At 36.7% G+C, this 17,431-nt stretch carries 16 protein-coding genes and 2 pseudogenes; 5 read left to right on the top strand and 13 right to left on the bottom strand.

Going from position 1 to position 17,431, the window contains the following annotated elements:
- Positions 1–53 precede the first annotated feature (53 nt).
- The 3 genes from DPX34_RS05720 to DPX34_RS05730 all read right to left on the bottom strand — a co-directional run bounded on the left by DPX34_RS05720 (position 54) and on the right by DPX34_RS05730 (position 3,849).
- Positions 54–692 carry a transglutaminase-like cysteine peptidase gene (locus DPX34_RS05720; protein WP_111977494.1) on the bottom strand — a complete coding sequence of 213 codons (639 nt, stop codon included), beginning with the start codon at positions 690–692 and terminating at the stop codon, positions 54–56.
- Positions 693–784: 92 nt separating this feature from the next.
- The gene (locus DPX34_RS05725) at positions 785–1,951 is read right to left on the bottom strand and encodes a nucleotide sugar dehydrogenase (protein ID WP_111977444.1); all 1,167 of its coding nucleotides are present in this window, start codon (positions 1,949–1,951) and stop codon (positions 785–787) included.
- A 431-nt stretch (positions 1,952–2,382) separates the two neighbouring features.
- Complete coding sequence (locus DPX34_RS05730) at positions 2,383–3,849, bottom strand: tetratricopeptide repeat protein (protein WP_111977445.1); 1,467 nt, start codon at positions 3,847–3,849, stop codon at positions 2,383–2,385.
- Positions 3,850–4,689: 840 nt separating this feature from the next.
- On the opposite strand from DPX34_RS05730, the gene DPX34_RS21965 reads away from it, so the two are divergent.
- Both DPX34_RS21965 and DPX34_RS21970 read left to right on the top strand, forming a co-directional pair.
- Positions 4,690–5,835, top strand: coding sequence for a PAS domain S-box protein (locus tag DPX34_RS21965; RefSeq protein ID WP_232824667.1), 1,146 nt, complete (start codon positions 4,690–4,692; stop codon positions 5,833–5,835).
- A 12-nt stretch (positions 5,836–5,847) separates the two neighbouring features.
- A pseudogene (locus DPX34_RS21970) lies at positions 5,848–6,345 on the top strand (diguanylate cyclase domain-containing protein); the annotation flags it as partial.
- 23 nt (positions 6,346–6,368) lie between these two features.
- Here the strand turns inward: DPX34_RS21970 and DPX34_RS05740 are convergent.
- The 4 genes from DPX34_RS05740 to DPX34_RS05755 are packed head-to-tail and all read right to left on the bottom strand — an operon-like array spanning position 6,369 to position 8,402.
- Positions 6,369–6,665, bottom strand: a complete 297-nt coding sequence (locus DPX34_RS05740; RefSeq protein WP_111977446.1) for an ArsR/SmtB family transcription factor — start codon at positions 6,663–6,665, stop codon at positions 6,369–6,371.
- Between the two features lie 31 nt (positions 6,666–6,696).
- Positions 6,697–7,119, bottom strand: coding sequence for a DUF6691 family protein (locus DPX34_RS05745; RefSeq protein ID WP_111977447.1), 423 nt, complete (start codon positions 7,117–7,119; stop codon positions 6,697–6,699).
- A 3-nt stretch (positions 7,120–7,122) separates the two neighbouring features.
- Entirely contained in the window at positions 7,123–7,533 is a 411-nt protein-coding gene (locus DPX34_RS05750; protein ID WP_111977448.1) for a YeeE/YedE family protein, read from the bottom strand.
- A gap of 2 nt (positions 7,534–7,535) precedes the next feature.
- On the bottom strand, positions 7,536–8,402 hold the full coding sequence (locus DPX34_RS05755) for an MBL fold metallo-hydrolase (protein ID WP_111977449.1): 867 nt from the start codon (positions 8,400–8,402) through the stop codon (positions 7,536–7,538).
- A gap of 70 nt (positions 8,403–8,472) precedes the next feature.
- Between DPX34_RS05755 and DPX34_RS05760 the strand changes: the two genes are divergently transcribed.
- Positions 8,473–9,228, top strand: coding sequence for a sulfite exporter TauE/SafE family protein (locus DPX34_RS05760; RefSeq protein ID WP_111977450.1), 756 nt, complete (start codon positions 8,473–8,475; stop codon positions 9,226–9,228).
- 102 nt (positions 9,229–9,330) lie between these two features.
- Here the strand turns inward: DPX34_RS05760 and DPX34_RS22340 are convergent.
- From DPX34_RS22340 to DPX34_RS05770, 3 genes and pseudogenes are all read right to left on the bottom strand, one after another.
- Positions 9,331–9,447 (bottom strand): annotated as a pseudogene (locus tag DPX34_RS22340) (VOC family protein); the annotation flags it as partial.
- A gap of 52 nt (positions 9,448–9,499) precedes the next feature.
- The gene (locus DPX34_RS05765; RefSeq protein WP_111977451.1) at positions 9,500–9,853 is read right to left on the bottom strand and encodes a VOC family protein; all 354 of its coding nucleotides are present in this window, start codon (positions 9,851–9,853) and stop codon (positions 9,500–9,502) included.
- Between the two features lie 255 nt (positions 9,854–10,108).
- On the bottom strand, positions 10,109–12,100 hold the full coding sequence (locus tag DPX34_RS05770; protein ID WP_111977452.1) for an alpha/beta hydrolase family protein: 1,992 nt from the start codon (positions 12,098–12,100) through the stop codon (positions 10,109–10,111).
- Positions 12,101–12,468: 368 nt separating this feature from the next.
- Between DPX34_RS05770 and DPX34_RS05775 the strand changes: the two genes are divergently transcribed.
- Positions 12,469–13,299, top strand: a complete 831-nt coding sequence (locus DPX34_RS05775; protein ID WP_111977453.1) for a mechanosensitive ion channel family protein — start codon at positions 12,469–12,471, stop codon at positions 13,297–13,299.
- 148 nt (positions 13,300–13,447) lie between these two features.
- Positions 13,448–14,044, top strand: coding sequence for a DUF2780 domain-containing protein (locus tag DPX34_RS05780; RefSeq protein ID WP_111977454.1), 597 nt, complete (start codon positions 13,448–13,450; stop codon positions 14,042–14,044).
- 106 nt (positions 14,045–14,150) lie between these two features.
- On the opposite strand, the gene DPX34_RS05785 is transcribed toward DPX34_RS05780, so the two are convergent.
- The 3 genes from DPX34_RS05785 to DPX34_RS05795 form a co-directional block, all read right to left on the bottom strand.
- Positions 14,151–15,878, bottom strand: a complete 1,728-nt coding sequence (locus DPX34_RS05785) for a bifunctional protein-serine/threonine kinase/phosphatase (RefSeq protein WP_111977455.1) — start codon at positions 15,876–15,878, stop codon at positions 14,151–14,153.
- 26 nt (positions 15,879–15,904) lie between these two features.
- Complete coding sequence (gene cynS / locus DPX34_RS05790; RefSeq protein ID WP_111977456.1) at positions 15,905–16,348, bottom strand: cyanase; 444 nt, start codon at positions 16,346–16,348, stop codon at positions 15,905–15,907.
- A 79-nt stretch (positions 16,349–16,427) separates the two neighbouring features.
- Entirely contained in the window at positions 16,428–17,237 is an 810-nt protein-coding gene (locus DPX34_RS05795) for a formate/nitrite transporter family protein (protein WP_111977457.1), read from the bottom strand.
- Positions 17,238–17,431: the final 194 nt, after the last annotated feature.

Here is a 17,431-nt window from a genome sequence, read left to right on the forward strand (position 1 = left end):
TAGTGTTGTATTAAACGTTTAATATTAATGTAAAAACAAATATCAAAAATCGACTATTTAGCCTGCTTGAATTCGCCTTTTTCGATACGAGAAACCACATCATCCCACAATGCCATGCTTCCCTTGCCTTTTACTTTTTTGCCTAAACCTCGGGCTTTAGCTAACCATAGGCCGTCACCGTTAAAACTATAAATAGGTTTAAGATCTTTTCTTTTATGTGCTGGGCGTATTTTTGTTTTTATATTATCAAGTACAAGCGGGATTTCAGTTGGCTCTTCTGAATAGATGAGAACCATATGAGCTTCGTTAAATTCTAACGCTCTTACGTACATTAAGCGTAGTTTATTCTGATCGACACCTAACGCTTTTAAGGTGAAATATTTAGCAATAGAGTAATCTTCGCAGTCTCCGCCTTGTGTACCAATAAATTCTAGCGGGGTAGCCCAATAATCGTCCGCGCCCCAATGATGAACATCATTGATAAAATTGATGTTTTGATTAAAAAAATCATTAACTAAATGTAATTTATTCCAATCATTCTCATCTTGATTATCTGCGATTAACGCTTTCCATTCATTTATACGATCAAGGGCATCATCACCATAAGATTGTTGGTATTTGCTTAGAAATTCAGGCGTTAAAAATTCAAATAATTGTGTTGCCGAGTTTGCGAAAATATAAAAAGTAGACATTAAAAATAATACCGCTAGAAATTGATTCAAGCGGCTTTTAAATTGACTACATTTTATATTTTTTAATTCCATTTAAATTGTGAATACAATAACTAATCACTACCAAATAAATCACGTGTATAAACTTTATCTATTACATCTTTAATATCGTCTGTTAAACGATTAGCAACGATGACATCTGATATCTTTTTAAACTCTGCAAAGTCTTTAATAACTCTTGAATGAAAAAATTCATCTTCATCAAGCTCAGGTTCATAAACAACAACTTCAACACCTTTTGCTTTAATACGTTTCATAATACCTTGAATCGCAGAAGCTCTGAAATTGTCCGATCCTGATTTCATCACTAATCTGTGAATACCCACTACTTTTGGATTGCGTTCTAATATTGAAAAAGCAACAAAGTCTTTGCGTGTTGTATTAGCATCAACAATCGCACGGATCATGTTATTAGGCACATCTTGGTAGTTAGCTAATAATTGCTTAGTGTCTTTAGGTAAGCAATACCCGCCGTAACCGAATGAAGGATTATTATAATGCTGCCCTATGCGAGGATCTAAGCCGACACCTTCAATAATTTGTTTAGAGTTTAATCCATGCGCTTCGGCGTAAGAGTCAAGCTCATTGAAGTATGCGACACGCATAGCAAGGTAAGTATTAGAAAATAATTTAACGGCTTCAGCTTCTGTTGAATCAGTAAATAAAATATCTATATTTTCTTTAATCGCGCCTTGAGCTAACAAGCTGGCGAATACTTCTGCTCGCTCAGATTTTTCTCCAACGATAATGCGTGATGGATGTAAATTGTCATATAAGGCTTTACCTTCACGTAAAAATTCAGGTGAAAATATAATGTTATTACAACAAAGCTGCTGCTTGACCGTTTTAGTGTATCCCACAGGTACTGTCGACTTAATGACCATTACAGCTTCAGGGTTGATCGACATCACATCTTTTATAACGGCTTCAACCGATTTGGTATTAAAATAATTATTAACACTATCATAATCAGTTGGCGTAGCAATTATCACGTAATCAGCGTCTTTGTATGCTGACTCTTTATCTAAAGTAGCAGTGAAATTGATTTCTTTATTTGCTAAAAAGTCTTCAATTTCGACATCAGCGATCGGTGATTTTTTATTGTTTAATAAATCAACCTTTTCTTTGATTATATCAACGGCAATGACTTCGTTGTGTTGCGCTAATAACATAGCATTTGATAAACCAACGTAACCCGTACCCGCTATCGCAATTTTCATGTTTCTTCCGTGTAAAATTATTTAAAATTCAATAATGAAAGATTACCAAATATCTTGCCGATACAAAACTGTTTTAATCAATAATCCAATTTCCGTTCATTGTCATTCCATAATCATCCTGATTTAAGTATGTCTAGCTTCTATATATGGATAACTATGGCTACATGAACTCCAACTCGGGATAGTAAATACCAAAACTTGTGGTTCTTTTCATCCAGTCCTATGTAAATTTACTTGCAAGAGACAAGTTTGTAATTCCCTTTGTTTATTCGAAAATGCCTCATCAGGTTCCAGCAATATTATTTATTAATTTATATAAGGATTACATAATTTTGAATAGGCAATAAATCAGGAGGCGTTGTTTTTATTTATTCAGCCCAGCTGCTAACTCAGCTGAATAATCGTAGCTTTAACTTACACTGTGATCTAACTTACTCAGTAATATAAACAGTGCCTTGAGTGAGTTTGATTAATAGTTCTTCCCAGTCAGATACATCCCAATTTGCATTTGAACCTAAAAAGATTGCGCGTTCTAGATTCGATATCACTTGGGTGTAATCTCTGTTTTTGCGATTAATATGAGACATCGCTGCTAAGTAAAAATACTCAGGGTTTGTATACTGCTGTTTTTCGATTTCAGCTAACATATCAATAGCTCGGTTTAAATCGCGTATCGATTTATCTTTTGCGTTTATAAGTAAATCAATCGTTGTTAATATGGCGGGCATATGGTCTTTTTGTGTTGCCGACTCAAACCAAAATAACGCTTTTTTCTCATCTTTTACTACCCAAGGGCTATTCATTAATAGTTTTCCGAGTCTGTATTCAGCTCTGGCTAAACCATAACTGCTGGCTAAAGATATCCATTTAATAGCCTGCTTTATATCTTGTTGTTCTCGCAGTAACTTATAACCATATTCATACATAGCACCGGGGTGACCTTGCTCTGCTACTTCCAACAAGCGCTGTTCAACTTCCCCTTCTTTTTGCTCTAACCATTTGAAATTTTGTAACGCCATCGCCAATAAATATTGATCATGAAGCGATTCTGCTGTTTTCAATTTTTTATAAGCTTTTAATATGGCTTTATAAAGCGTTGGATCTTCATCAAGCAACGTGAACTTATTGTAATTTGCCGCCCCTAAAGTAACACGATTAACAAATTCGACAGGCTTACCTTCAAAGGTTGGTTTTAAACTTGGAAACAAAGCGTAATTTTTTATTAAACTTTGAGATAAACCCATTTTTTGCACATCAGTGATGTTACGTACCGAGCCATCTTGGGCTACATCATGATCGATAATAACAAAGCCTTTTTTAGGTGTAGACATCGGCATATAAAAATCATCGGTTGATTCTTCATCATCAGCGAGGCTGTTCATTTCGCTAAATTCATCACCCATATAATCATCCGCATAAAATTGGGTTTCGAGCTCGGCTTGCCCTTCAAATGTTATTTTTTTGCTTAGATTTTCGATGATAAGTTGCGGAAAATACTGTTTTTCAATTTTTGATTTACCGTTTTCTGCCATATGTTTAGTTAAAATTGCCGTTATTTCGGCTTGTACTTCAGGTTTTAATTTAGCAAACATATTGGCGATGATTTGGCTTGAATCATGAAAATCATATTCAGCCGCCATTGATAAATAAATTAACGAATTAAGCGCGTCGACTTCAACCCCTAGACCTTTATTATACATAGTACCTAGCTGATAATAAGCATGTGGATTACCCACTTTTGCCGCCTCTAAATACCCTTTAAGCGCTAACGAATACGCTTTATTATTATAGTGTTTATCCGCTTTTAACACATCAGCACAAAATACTGGCACTGATATAGACAATGAAGTGGCAATTAATACAGGTGCAAGCCATTTAGTCATTAATTGAATAGCCATCTTGGGGTTCCTTCGGGAGCAATTTGACGCATTGTGCTTAAACACGTCTCTATTTCACTTATATCGTTAGCGTAAATAGTCAGGTTTATTTAAATAACCAGTGCTGAATTATCAATTCATATCTGGCTGCATAGTCTACATTTCGACAAAATACACCCAGAGACAAACACAATCAACTTATTAAACTCATTATAAATCAAAATAAAAACATATAGGTCACGTTAAAGCAATATATCCCCTTGTAAGTGGAATTAAAAAAACCGTACAACAATGATTATTCACTCTATAAGCTCGTAACAATTAAGGTCAGGTTGAAATGACGTTTTTCGAGCGTTTAAATATACCCAGCGATTATGTTGCACATTAACGACCCTGAAACTAACCAGAACGCTGGATTTCTATTTATAGTCTTCTCGCTCAGGTTTTATGGTTCATTGTCAGCGCTTACTCGCCCCAATCACATAGTAGAGCATATGATCATGGGGTCTCGAAGCTTGCCTGCATGGATCCAGGTAAGGCGCGAGAGCAGGACGCGGTAGCTTTGACGGCTTTGCTAACAGGGATGTAAGTACTTATGTTTCGTCTGGAACTAGAAACCTGCCCCTAAAACACGATCGCTTTGACTATACAAGTCATATTTAATGCACATTGCTTTTGTATTATTAATAATTAAGGAAACGATCAGCGACATAATAATAAAATTACAATCAATCGACTTGATTACAGGATAATACCTCAACCCTATAGTAAACTGACATTAGCGCTCATTTAATAATGGCTAAAGCGAATTTAAAATTTAAATTCAGGAATGCTTAACAAGGCTCAAGTCTGAGAACAGTGATGAATAAGCAACAAGAAAACGGATTTCTAAACAACTATAGTCAAACCATAAAAACGATAAAATTGCTCGCTTTTATTGCGCTCTTAATGAGCTTAATCGCCACTACTTTTTTGTCGTTATCGCAAACTTTAGCGGAAGAGTTAATTTGGTTTGTTTTTTATCCTATTGTGGTATTGGCCAGTATTTACGGGGGGGTTGTTACTGGCTTTTTCGTGATTTTACTCAGTTGCATAACTATCCATTTTGTTTTACTCCAGTTTTTACCGTTCCCATTTTCAGCAAGCCATTTAAACTATACCGCAACCCTCATTTTTATTAGTTTAAGTAGTTTTATTCATTATTTACTTTGTGTATTAAAACGCATGCAAAGCCAAGTTGTTTCCTCTCAAAAAAGCAATCAAAACGAAAGACTTTGCCATTCTATAATCAATTCAATGCCCAATATGGTGGGTTATTGGGATAAAAATTTATATTGCTTGTTTGCCAATGAAGCCTACCAAGAATGGTTTAATAAAACGCCACAACAAATTATCGGCATGACATTTAGAGAATTAGCCGGTGAAGATTTATATCAATTAAATCAAGAAAATATTCAAGCCGTATTAACCGGCAAACCGCAACGCTTTGAACGCGTGCTAACCAAAGTGAACGGAACTGAAAGCAGTATTATTGGCCAATATATTCCACATTTTGCTGAAGATGGTTCGGTTGTCGGTTTTTCATCTATCGCCAGTGAAATAACAGATTTAAAAGAGACACAAGCTCAACTTAAGTTAGCAGCCTATGTATTTGATAATACAATCGATGGCGTTTTAGTTACCGATTTACAAGGCAATATTTTATCGGTCAACCCTGCATTTGTTGATATAACAGGTTACAGCACACATGAAGCGCTGGGCCAAACACCTCGAATTTTAAAATCGAATCGTTATAGCCAAGACTTTTATGCCTATATGTGGCATCAAATTCAAACAACAGGAAAATGGAATGGTGAATTGTGGAGTCGGCGCAAAAATGGCGATGAATTTCTAGAACGTTTAAGTATACGCATGGTACGCGATCAAGACGGAAACCCATTACGTTATATTTCGGTCTTTAGTGATATCACGGAACTATGGCGTATAAATGAACATTTAAAACATTGAGCGTTTTACGATGCCCTCACTAATTTACCTAACCGCTTACTGTTAATGGAGCGGTTAAATCAAAAAATCTTAAATGCAAAGCGCGAACCTTGCAATATTGCATTAATGTTTATGGATTTAGACGGCTTTAAATTGGTCAATGATAATTTTGGTCATGATGTAGGTGATGACATGTTAAAAATTATTGCACAAAGACTACTCAGTTTAGTTCGCGACACCGATACCGTTGCCCGCTTAGGCGGTGACGAATTTATATTTGTATTACATAACCCCAGTGGTAAAGACGAAATTGAAGCGGTTGCCCAACGCGTTATCAATTCTTTAAATGAGCCCATTGAGATCAAAGGTGAAACGTTTACGATGGGCGCATCAATTGGCATTGCAGAATACCCATCGAGTAGTCATTCATCAACCGAGTTAATTAAAAATGCAGACCGAGCCATGTATTTAGCCAAGGCATCGGGTAAAAATCAAATTAGCTTTTTTATATCGTCATTATTGGTTGATTAACAATAATCAGGTTATCTAGGCGACTATTCTTTACAAAACAACTTATGTAATAAACCAATCAGTTCAACGACTTCGTGGCTGTTTAGTGAATAATAAATACTTTGTGCTTCGCGACGGGTTTTAACTAACCCTTCGGTGCGTAAAGCAGCAAGTTGTTGCGATAAACTCGATTGCGGGATCGTTAATATTTCATTTAACGCAGAAACAGACAACTCACCTTGTTGTAAGCAACACAAAATCATTAAACGATTTTGATTGCTGACTGCCTTTAGCAATTTTATTGCTTCTGCTGAATTATCTTGCATCGCAGAAAAATCCATTTATAACCTCAATTTAAGAATAAACGCTATGCTATGAAATACGCTTATTAACAAGTTGCGTTAATTTCATACCGATTAACATCATAATAATAAAACCAGATATTTTAGCATCAAATAACGTTAAATTAACCATAGCTGGACCCGGGCAAATACCCGCAATGCCCCAACCAATACCAAATAAACAGCTGCCTATGACGAGTTTAACATCAGGCTTGGTTTTAGTCGGTAAATTAAAACATTCTTGTCCATACGGTTTAATCATTCGTTTCACAATAAAATGATAACCTAAACCAAACACCATTAGCGCCCCTATCATGACAAATGCCAAACTGGGATCCCAGTGCCCTGTGATATCTAAAAAATTAATGACTTTATTTGGATCAGTCATACCCGCGATAATTAAGCCAGTGCCAAACATAAAACCAAGTAAACTATAAATAAGTTGCTGTTTCATTTTTTACCCTCGAACATACACAGTAATGATAGCCGTTAACATAAATAGGCAAGTCGCAATCAACGAACGAACAGAAAATCGCCCTATTCCACAAATACCATGGCCACTTGTACACCCCGACCCTAGCGATGTACCTATACCCACAACGAATCCTCCCAGTAAAACATATCGCCAGCTGAGTAAATCTAAATTAATGCTTTCGACTTCATTCAACGTTCCACTAAATATAAAGCCGGCTAAAATCATCCCGCCCAAGAAACTCCAAACCCAAGCATGGCTTAACGGTTTACTTAATAAATTACCTAACATGCCCGATATACCGGCTATTTTCCCAAATAAAATCAGTAAAAATAAAGCAGAAAAGCCGATCATCATGCCACCGAGCAAAGCGCTATAAGGTGTAAATTCAGTCATTTTTATTCCTTAATATTGAGAGGTAAATTAATATAAATTTGGCCATTAACGTGGGGTTTGGGTAACTGCCCAGCACGGATATTAATTTGAATCGCCGGATACAACAACTTAGGCGCTGATAAATGTTTGTCTCGATCCGTTCGCAATTGAATAAATTTTTCTAACGATTGGTTTGTCGCTAAATGAATATTGTGCTGTTTGCTCATTTTAACGGTCGTTGAAAAGTTGATGGGCCTGTTGGTTGCAGGATAATCATGACACATCCACAATATTGTATTATCAGGCAATTGATGGATCTTATTAACGCTGTTGAACAACTCGACTGTACTGCCACCTGGAAAGTCGCATCGTGCGCTACCCACATCAGGTAAAAATAATGTATCGCCAACAAAGGCATGGTTTTCAATCAAATAGGTCACACTGTCGTTAGTATGACCCGGTGTTGCCATCACCGTAAAAGCATAATCACCTAACATGAACGTATTGGCATCTTGCAACAAAACATCAAACACTTGGCCATCTGCCAGTAATTCATGATCAGGGATATTAAATTTTTGCTTAAATACAGATTGCACCCATTTAATACCCTCACCGATACCAATCTTACCACCGAGTTGTTTTTGCAAATAGGCCGCTCCCGTTAAGTGGTCAGCATGTGCATGTGTTTCTAAAATCCAAAGTAAGGCTAAATTATGTTCACGAATAAAAGCAATTTGTTCATCAACAAACTGGGTATTGATTTGACCCGTGTGAATATCAAAATCATAGGCGGTGTCTATTACCGCTGCTACTTTATTTACATCATCATAAATAATGTAACTAATTGTGGCAGATGCTTGATGAAAGAATGGTTTGACTTGTATAGACATAATAATCCTTGCTAACGTGATTATATTGTATATTATCAATATACAATATAAATACAAGTATTAACTCATTATGATTATTGCGATACTCAGTGCTCTCATTATTGGCTTAAGTTTAGGTTTACTCGGTTCAGGCGGTGCCATTTTAACGATCCCAGTATTAACGTATTTGTTTGAGCAACCTGAAAAACTCGCTATTGCCAGTTCATTAATTATTATCGCTTGCATTGCCATGGTTAGTGTTGCACCCGCAATGATGAATAAACAGGTAAATTGGCGGTTAGTGCTCATCTTTAGCTTACCTAGCTATTTAGGTACATTTGCTGGCGTAAAGCTGGCGTCATTAAGCGACGTATGGTTACAAATGTTATTTTTCGCGGTTGTTACTTTTACCGCGGGCACTAAACTTATTATCCAGCCGAAATTACGAGAAAACATACAGCCGGTTTATCACAAATTAATCATCACTGGTTTTATGGTGGGAATTACGACTGGATTTATCGGTGTTGGTGGTGGTTTTTTAATCGTACCCGCTTTAATGTTATTTGCAGGCTGCTCAATCAGACAAGCAGTCCCTGTTAGCTTATTAATTATTAGCGGCAATGCTCTTTTAGGTTTTTGGCAATATCAGGCCATTCTAGCCGAGTATTCTTTAACACTTGATTGGCAAATCATTATAACGATTGCCCTTGTGGGCTCATTAGGCGGTATATTAGCGCAACCATTAAGTAAACGATGCCCTCAAGCTTTGTTATCTAAAGTATTTGGGTATATTTTAATCCTGATTTCAATCAGTATCATAATTAAAAACACACATATGTTTTATTAACGTGGTTGACTAATCAAGGTACAACACTTTATTTAAATTAGATTTCTGCCACCAAGTCATGCAAATAATTTAAAGCCACAACGCAAGCAATTTAACTTTGTTTCAACCTTCATATAACTCCAAGGGTAAACCGTCAGGATCGGCAAAAAAAGTATATTTTTTGCCGGTATATTCATCAACTCGAATAGGTTCAACAACGACACCTTGCTGTGTTAAATATAGTCTTCTCGCTCAGGTTTTATGGTTCATTGTCAGCGCTTACTCGCCCCAATCACATAGTAGAGCATATGCTCATGGCGTCTCGAAGCTTGACGGCTTCCCCTAAAACCCGATCGCTTTGACTATACTCAACAAAAACATCGATTGAATCAACAGAAAAAGCTAAATGCCGAAGCCCTTTCGCTTCAGGATAACTTGGTCTTTCAGGGCGATTTGGAAAAGAAAATAATTCAATTTGGCAGCCATCAGGCAGTTGTAATTCAAGCTTATACGAATCACGCTCAGCACGGTAATTTTCGGCCACCACAGCTAAGCCCAATATTGAAGTATAAAAATGTTTTGAAACTGCATAGTCATCGCAAATAATCGCGGCATGATGAATGCCTTTTAATGTCGTATTTGTCATATATATTTCCAATTAAGCTGTTTGGTGCCATGTTAATGATCACAATGCTAAATCAATCTAACTCATGCATATGCAAAGCAATAATAGCAAAATAACCATGCCGCCTATTGCATATTTGAAAGAAGATTTACAAACAACAACCTTGATACATGAGAGGACCTATACACTGTCGAAGTGTTCGTAACGTTAAAAAAACAAAAATACGATGCAAATATGCATCGTATTTTTAGCTTAATGGCTCGAACTCGAGCAATTTTAATTTAGATACTTTTTAAGAAATAGATCAACCTCTTGGTAGAAAGGTTTAATATCTTCGTAATTCGAAATGGGATTATGACGACCTTCTTCAAAGCTAATAAATTTAAAATCTTTATCGGTATCATCTAAAGCGTCTTCCATCATTTCTTGTTGCTCAAAAGGCACAATTTTGTCTTTTTCACCGCCAATTAACAAAATCGGTATATTCATATCTTCGGTTCGTAAAGCCGGTGAATTTTGCTCGAGCATCACACGATCACTAGCAGGATGGCCAATGCGCTCATGTAATTCTTTGATCCCTTGTTTAAAGCCATTAGATTTTAATTTATCTTCTTCATGATCTAATAATTCAGGTAAATGTGTTACACCATTCACACTCACAGCGCATTTAAATAATTTGTCTTGATTCAATGCGCCCATCAGTGCTGAATAACCGCCGTAAGAAATGCCGAGAATACACACCTTATTTGGATTAGTAATACCTTGTTTAATTAAAAAGTGAGCGGAATCTTCAACATCATCTTGCATTAACTGACCCCATTGCTGATAGCCCGCTTCTTCATAAGCTTTACCATAACCACTTGACCCCCTAAAATTAGGTTTAATAACCACATAACCACGTGTGGCAATAAATTGAGCAATAGGATCAAATTCATCATAATCACGAGAAAATGGGCCTCCGTGTGGCATCACTACGGTGGCATGAGGTTTACCTTGTACAAAATTTTGTGGTAGTAAAAGATGAGCAGGAATAGGATGACCATCTCTGGCTTTATATTTAACTTTAGCCGGAATAGCGAGGTTTTCAGCGAGTAAAAATTCATTTTTGTAAGCTAAAAAACTAAGTTGTTTTTTGGCTTTATTATACAAATAATACCGCCCTGAATTATCCATACCGCGGGTAGATACAACCACTGAAGGCGACGAACGCTTTCGCCACCTAACATGAAACCCAATTACGCCAGTTGCTTTAACTTGAGCTGATATGTGAGCTAGGTGTTTTATATTTTCTTCATCCCAAGATCGCTCAACAATCGCATCATCCTGTACGGTAAAATAACCATTGACTTCAGCAGAGTAACTATTTGTTTTAATACCCAAAATATCTTCATTTTTAGTCTGCTTAAATAAAACCGTTTTTCCTTTTTTGTCACGTTTGTACAAAGCATAAAAGCCAGTGGTTTCATCTGGTTTCAAATAAAGTAATTCACCCTCGTTTGTAATACCGCTAAAATCATTTAAATTGATTGCGCCGCTGGATATAGCATCTTCTTCGTTATAGTAAATCCTGTCAATTTCAATCCAGTCATCCTCTTGATTAGCTAAAATAATAATTTCTTTTTTGGTGCTTAAATAATCAAGTCGGTATAATACTTGGCCTTGCCGATTAGTGATAAATCGATATGTATAAGGCCCCCCACTGGCAATGTTTTCACCTTTCCCATTACTCACATGTGCTTTATATAATAAGTAACGACCGTTAACCCAAGCCGACACTATCACATGATTTTCGTCATCAGGTAGAATATTCACAATGCCACTTAAATGGCCAACTTTGCCTAACTTGCTTTTTTTACTCAATAATTCAACCCAGCCCCCTTTACCCATAGTGACAGCCACAACACGAGTTAAATACGGATAATCTATTTCTCGAATATGCTTGTCTTCTAATTCATCTTCAACATGACTTTTAAAAGCGGGGACTTGTATGCTGACTAATATTTTATTGTCGCTAACCCAACCTAAATTAAAAGGGCGAACGATCTTATCGCCGAACTGCGAAACAACATTGCCGCCATTTTCTAAATCATGTATGTAAATGATTCGTTCTTGCTCAACATTTTTTAAAATAGCCAAATACCGACCGCTTGGTGATAACTCCGTATCAATAATGTTGGCGGCTTGCCTAAAATCATCTATAGAAGGTGCAACAGCATATGAAAAGCTAGACAGTACGAGCCAGAAAATCCCGATAATATAAACTTTCATTTAAACTCCTTATTCAGTTTATAAGTAAATCCATTAAACACACTCAGCCACAATACCTTCATCAGGGGTTGCAACTTGTATTAACAAATTTTAAAAACATAAAACTAACATAAATGAAAACAAAAACAACAAAGTTAACAATTAACAGTCATCTTTAGTATTTGATATTTAATATTAATTTAATAAAAATGAAGAATGAAGAAACGTGTTACTGTTTTAATTGTTTGTTTAAATGGCCACAACAATCCAAATTAACCACGATATAGACTCGACAAGTAAAAACACTTATCATGCATAAAAGTGATATAAACAACTGACATATTTAGGTATAGCCTCTACTCAAATCTTTAATATAAAAAGGAATAAAAATGCAGGAATACATAGACAACATTGAAATAGAACAATACATCCCCGCCATTATAAGTGGCGCAACTAATGTGCTTTTTGCCATTATTATTTTACTTGTTGGTCTTTTTATAGCCAATAGAGCCAGCAAAATAATAAATCGCATCGGTGAAAATTACGAAAAATTAGATAATACGTTATTCCGCTTTTTAGGCAGTGTTGCAAAGTACATTATTCTGGCATTTGTATTAATTGCCGTCTTAAATCGATTTGGTGTACAAACGGCATCGATTGTTGCTTTACTCGGTGCCGCCGGTTTAGCGGTTGGTCTTGCTTTGCAAGGCACACTGTCTAATTTAGCTGCCGGTGTAATGTTGTTATTATTCAGACCTTACAAGGTTGGTGACTTTATTGCCGCAGCAGGAAAATTTGGAAACGTTCAAGAAATAGACCTATTTACAACGATATTAAAAACCTTTGATAACCAGCATATCATCATCCCTAACAGCCAGATTTGGGGTAGCCAAATAATTAATCATTCACATCACAATATACGTGGTGTTGATATGCACTTCGGCGTTGCTTATAAAGAAAATACCGATGAAGTTCGTAAAGTGATTAATTCAGTATTAACCAAGCACCCACATATATTAAAAGATCCGGCCCCCTTTGTTGAAGTTGAAACATTAAACGATAGCTCTGTTGATTTTTTGGTCCGCCCATTTTGTTCAGGTGAACATTATTTTGATATTTTATATTCAGTGCCCGAGCAAATTAAAAAATCGCTTGATGAAGCCGATATCGAAATTCCATTCCCACATCGTAAAGTCATTATCTCGAAAGAAAGTGAGTAGATAATTGATTTTATTAACCTCAAGTGCATAACACTTGAGGTTAAAATACAACATCACAACTTGGACTTCGCTAACAAGCATCGCTTGTATAAGTTGAGCCCCAAATTGACATCACGTAAATTACACATTTAAATATTATGGAAACAACATGAAAAATATAATTATATTACTCGCCTTATCGTCACTTAGTACAGCCGTTTTAGCTGAAGAAAAAAGTTGGTTTGATAGTTTAAAAAGCCTTGTAGGTATCGGTACTGAGCAAGCGGATGCAAAAGAGCAAAAAACGGAAAATATTATTGCCGCCAAGCCCATGAAAATTGCAGATGCACCGAGCTCTGATGGTTTAGTTGATTCGTTAAAAAACAGCCTAAACATTAATCAACAACAAGCTTCAGGCGGCATGGGCGCGATCCTAAATTATGTCAAAAATAACATCTCTGCAGATCAATTTGGCAACTTAGCTAAATCATTGCCAGGCGTGAATAATTTAATCGGTAAAGCGCCCAATGTAAGTCAACAAAATGTAGCGACCAGTACGGGGATTGGCGGCTTACTCGATAAAGCATCTGAATATAATGATACGCTTAAATCGATTAACGATGTAAAAAAACAGTTTGAAGCACTTGGTTTAAAACCAGAAATGATCAGTGATTTTGTTAAAGCAGCTCAAAGCTATTTAGATACAGAGAAAGGCCAAGACGCTAAGCAAATATTAACGGAAGGTTTAGGCAAACTTTTAGGTTAATTACAGACTAAACGCGGGTTAACAATTAAATCAAATTGTTAGCCCGCTTTTTTGGCGAGTACTTCTTTCTAATACCTTTCTTACCAATACTTTTCTTTTTCATAAACTATCTGGCTAATAAATACACGATCACGCCCATTAACATCACACTCAAACATTGCCAAAACACAACAGGATCGCGTTCTAATAACGGCGGTTTAGTTTTACTCAAAAACTGTTTACTTGGCTTACGCAAATCAAATATAAACTCTGAAAGCTCTTGATAACGTTTAAATGGATTGGGGTGTAACGCCTTTTTTAACGTGTCGTCAACCCAAGCAGGAATATCACGCTCATCATGTAATGCCGTTTTATATCGTAATTTATCTTGAGCAGATTTAGTGGTAGCCCTAGCGGCTTTATCACCATAGGGTAAACATCCGGTTAACATTTGATAGGTAATAACCGCTAAAGAGAATAAATCGGATCTTGCGGTGCCAGCCTCTCCTAAAAAATATTCAGGCGCCGTGTATTGCACAGTGCCTAAAATATTTTGATGCTCAATTGATTGTGTCATTTCCATCACACCAGCAACTTTAGTGGAACCAAAATCTATTATTTTTACGACCCCCGTTTTATCAATCATGATATTTTCGGGTCGTAAATCTTGGTGCAACATTTCTAAACGATGAAATGCCTGTAAACCTTTCGCTATTTGCTCCACAATAGCGCGTACAGCTTGAACACTCGGTTTGGGGTTATCAATCATCCATTGAGTCAGGGTTTGCCCTTCAATATATTCAAAAGCCGTTATTAAAAACTTTCTTTCTCGGCGAACTTCAACTGGTTTTAACACATGCGCACTATTAATGCGTTTAGCGATCCATTCCTCCATTAAAAAGCGTTCTAAATGAGAAGGATCATCTTTCAATTCAATTGATGGGGCTTTAATAACAACGGGTAAATCCGTATCGGATTGTAAATTTACAGCCTGATAGACATGACTACGACTGCTAGAATACAACACTCGCAATATTTTAAAACCATCACACTCCCCCCGAACATCAAGTACCGGCGGAAACGCCAACTCGGTGAGCTGTTTCAAGCGTTCATGCGCATCAATACTCGGGAGGTCGTCTATTCTGATGATTTGTACACTCAGGTTATCCTCACTCCCATCAGATAAAGCCGATGTAGCCATTTTAGCGGCCGCTCCGTCTAGATCATCACCATACGTCTGAACGATGTCATACATACTTTCTTTATCAAGATGCTCATATACGCCATCGGTTGCTAAAATAAACACATCATCTTTTTCAATTTTTAAAGATTCGTGATCAAGTTCAAACTGGGGAAATATGCCCATGGCTCGGCTAAGATAACTTTTTTCTTTAGAAACCCACGTTCGATGATCGTCTGTTAATAATTGTCCACGACCCCCTCGAAAGTGGTATATACGGCTATCGCCAAGATGGAAGGTATAAGCGGTATTTGATTTAATGATTAGCGCGCTAAGGGTACACACGTAACCTTTATCTTTATTGTATCGGTGTTCACTTTTTTGGGTTTGCGAATGCAACCAAGAGTTGTTTGCGCTCAAGACTTTCATTGCTGACTTCTTAACTGACCATGTCTCTGAAGTACAATAATAATCTTCAAGTAAACTTCTGACTGACGATTCACTTGCAATGTGGCTAACCTGGCTACTGCTAATACCATCTGCAATAGCAGCGACAATACCTTTAGTGGATAATTGCGGCTCACTTGGGATCATCACACCATGAAAATCTTGATTTTCAGCCTTACGGCCTTTATCAGAATATTGCCCAACCGCAATAGCTAATTGATTAGGCATGATGTGATACTCCGTCAGTCGATTTATTAATAGCTTTTATAAGGTAAGAACTTACCTGTCATCGTGATTTTAACTCTATCACCTTTCGCATCTTCTTGACGACTTAAATCCATATCAAAGTCGATAGCGCTCATGATACCATCGCCAAACTCTTCGTGGATTAATGCTTTAAATGTTGTACCGTATACATTGATTAATTCGTAAAAACGGTAAATTAATGGGTCAGTTGGTACTGCGGTTGGTAACGAGCCTTTATAAGGTACAACTTGCAACTGGGCAACAGCAGCTTCAGGTAAATCTAAAAGTTCACCTACCGTCGTTGCTTGCTCAGTAGTTAGCGTCATTTGTCCTAATAACGCAGCGGTTGTCCACTCTTTGCTCTGACCAACAGCTTCAGCCAATTGTGGCCAAGTTAAATTTTTTACTTGTTTTTGTAAAATGATTAATTCAGTGACTTCATTACGGTTCATTCTTTTATCCTTTTCAAATTTAATAATTCAAAAAAATTGCTGGCATTAATTAACTATGCCAGCAAACATCATTGGAAAATTAAGCAGCGCGTTTCTTGCTTTCGCGAACGTGTGTGTAATAGATAGGTAAGGCGACTAATAAGAAACCACCTACTAAGTTACCAAGTGCTGTAGGAATTTCATTCCAGATGAAGTAATCCGTTACATGGAAATCACCACCCATAATCATTGAGAATGGGAATAAGAACATGTTAACGATTGAATGTTCAAATACCATGAAGAAGAACAGCATAATAGGCATCCACATTGCTGCAATTTTAGCGCCAGCAGAAGTTGAAATCATTGCACCTACAACCCCCATAGATACCATCCAGTTACATAACATACCGCGAATGAATATAGTCATCCAACCGCCAAAACCTTGTTCTTTATAACCTAATGTACGAGATTCACCGATAGTCGCTACTTTTTCTGCGACTGCACCGCCATCAATTTGATAGCCGTAAGTCAGTATAAATGAAGCAAAAAATGCAGTTGTTAGCGCGCCGGCAAAGTTTCCACAGAAAACTAAACCCCAGTTGCGAAGCATCCCTTTAACGGTACAACCCGGTCTTTTATCGATGACAGCAAGTGGCACCAACGTGAATACACCTGTGAGCAAGTCATATTTCATGAGATACAACATGATAAAACCAACAGGGAATAAAATAGCACCTAAAATTGGGCTACCCGTTTTTGTTATAACGGTGATAGCAAAAAAAGCGGCTAACGCTAATATTGCACCCGCCATAAAAGCGCGTATCAAGGTATCTTTGGTGGACATGAAAATTTTCTGTTCACCCGCGTCTACCATTTTTTTTGCAAACTCTGATGGTTCTAAATAAGACATAATAGCTCTCTTTTTATTAATTAAGTGATGGATGACTTATATTAATAAGCTAAACCGACATAGTTAAGTACATTTAAAAATGCCAGTTTGTTGTATATAACAAGTGTTAATCCCAATGCTCTATAAAAAAGACATTAAAATTAAAACTTAAAATTGCTTATTAACGTTAGTCAGTAGAGGTATAGCAAGCAACG

Source organism: Algibacillus agarilyticus (genome assembly GCF_003286125.1).
Lineage (GTDB): Bacteria > Pseudomonadota > Gammaproteobacteria > Enterobacterales > Alteromonadaceae > Algibacillus > Algibacillus agarilyticus.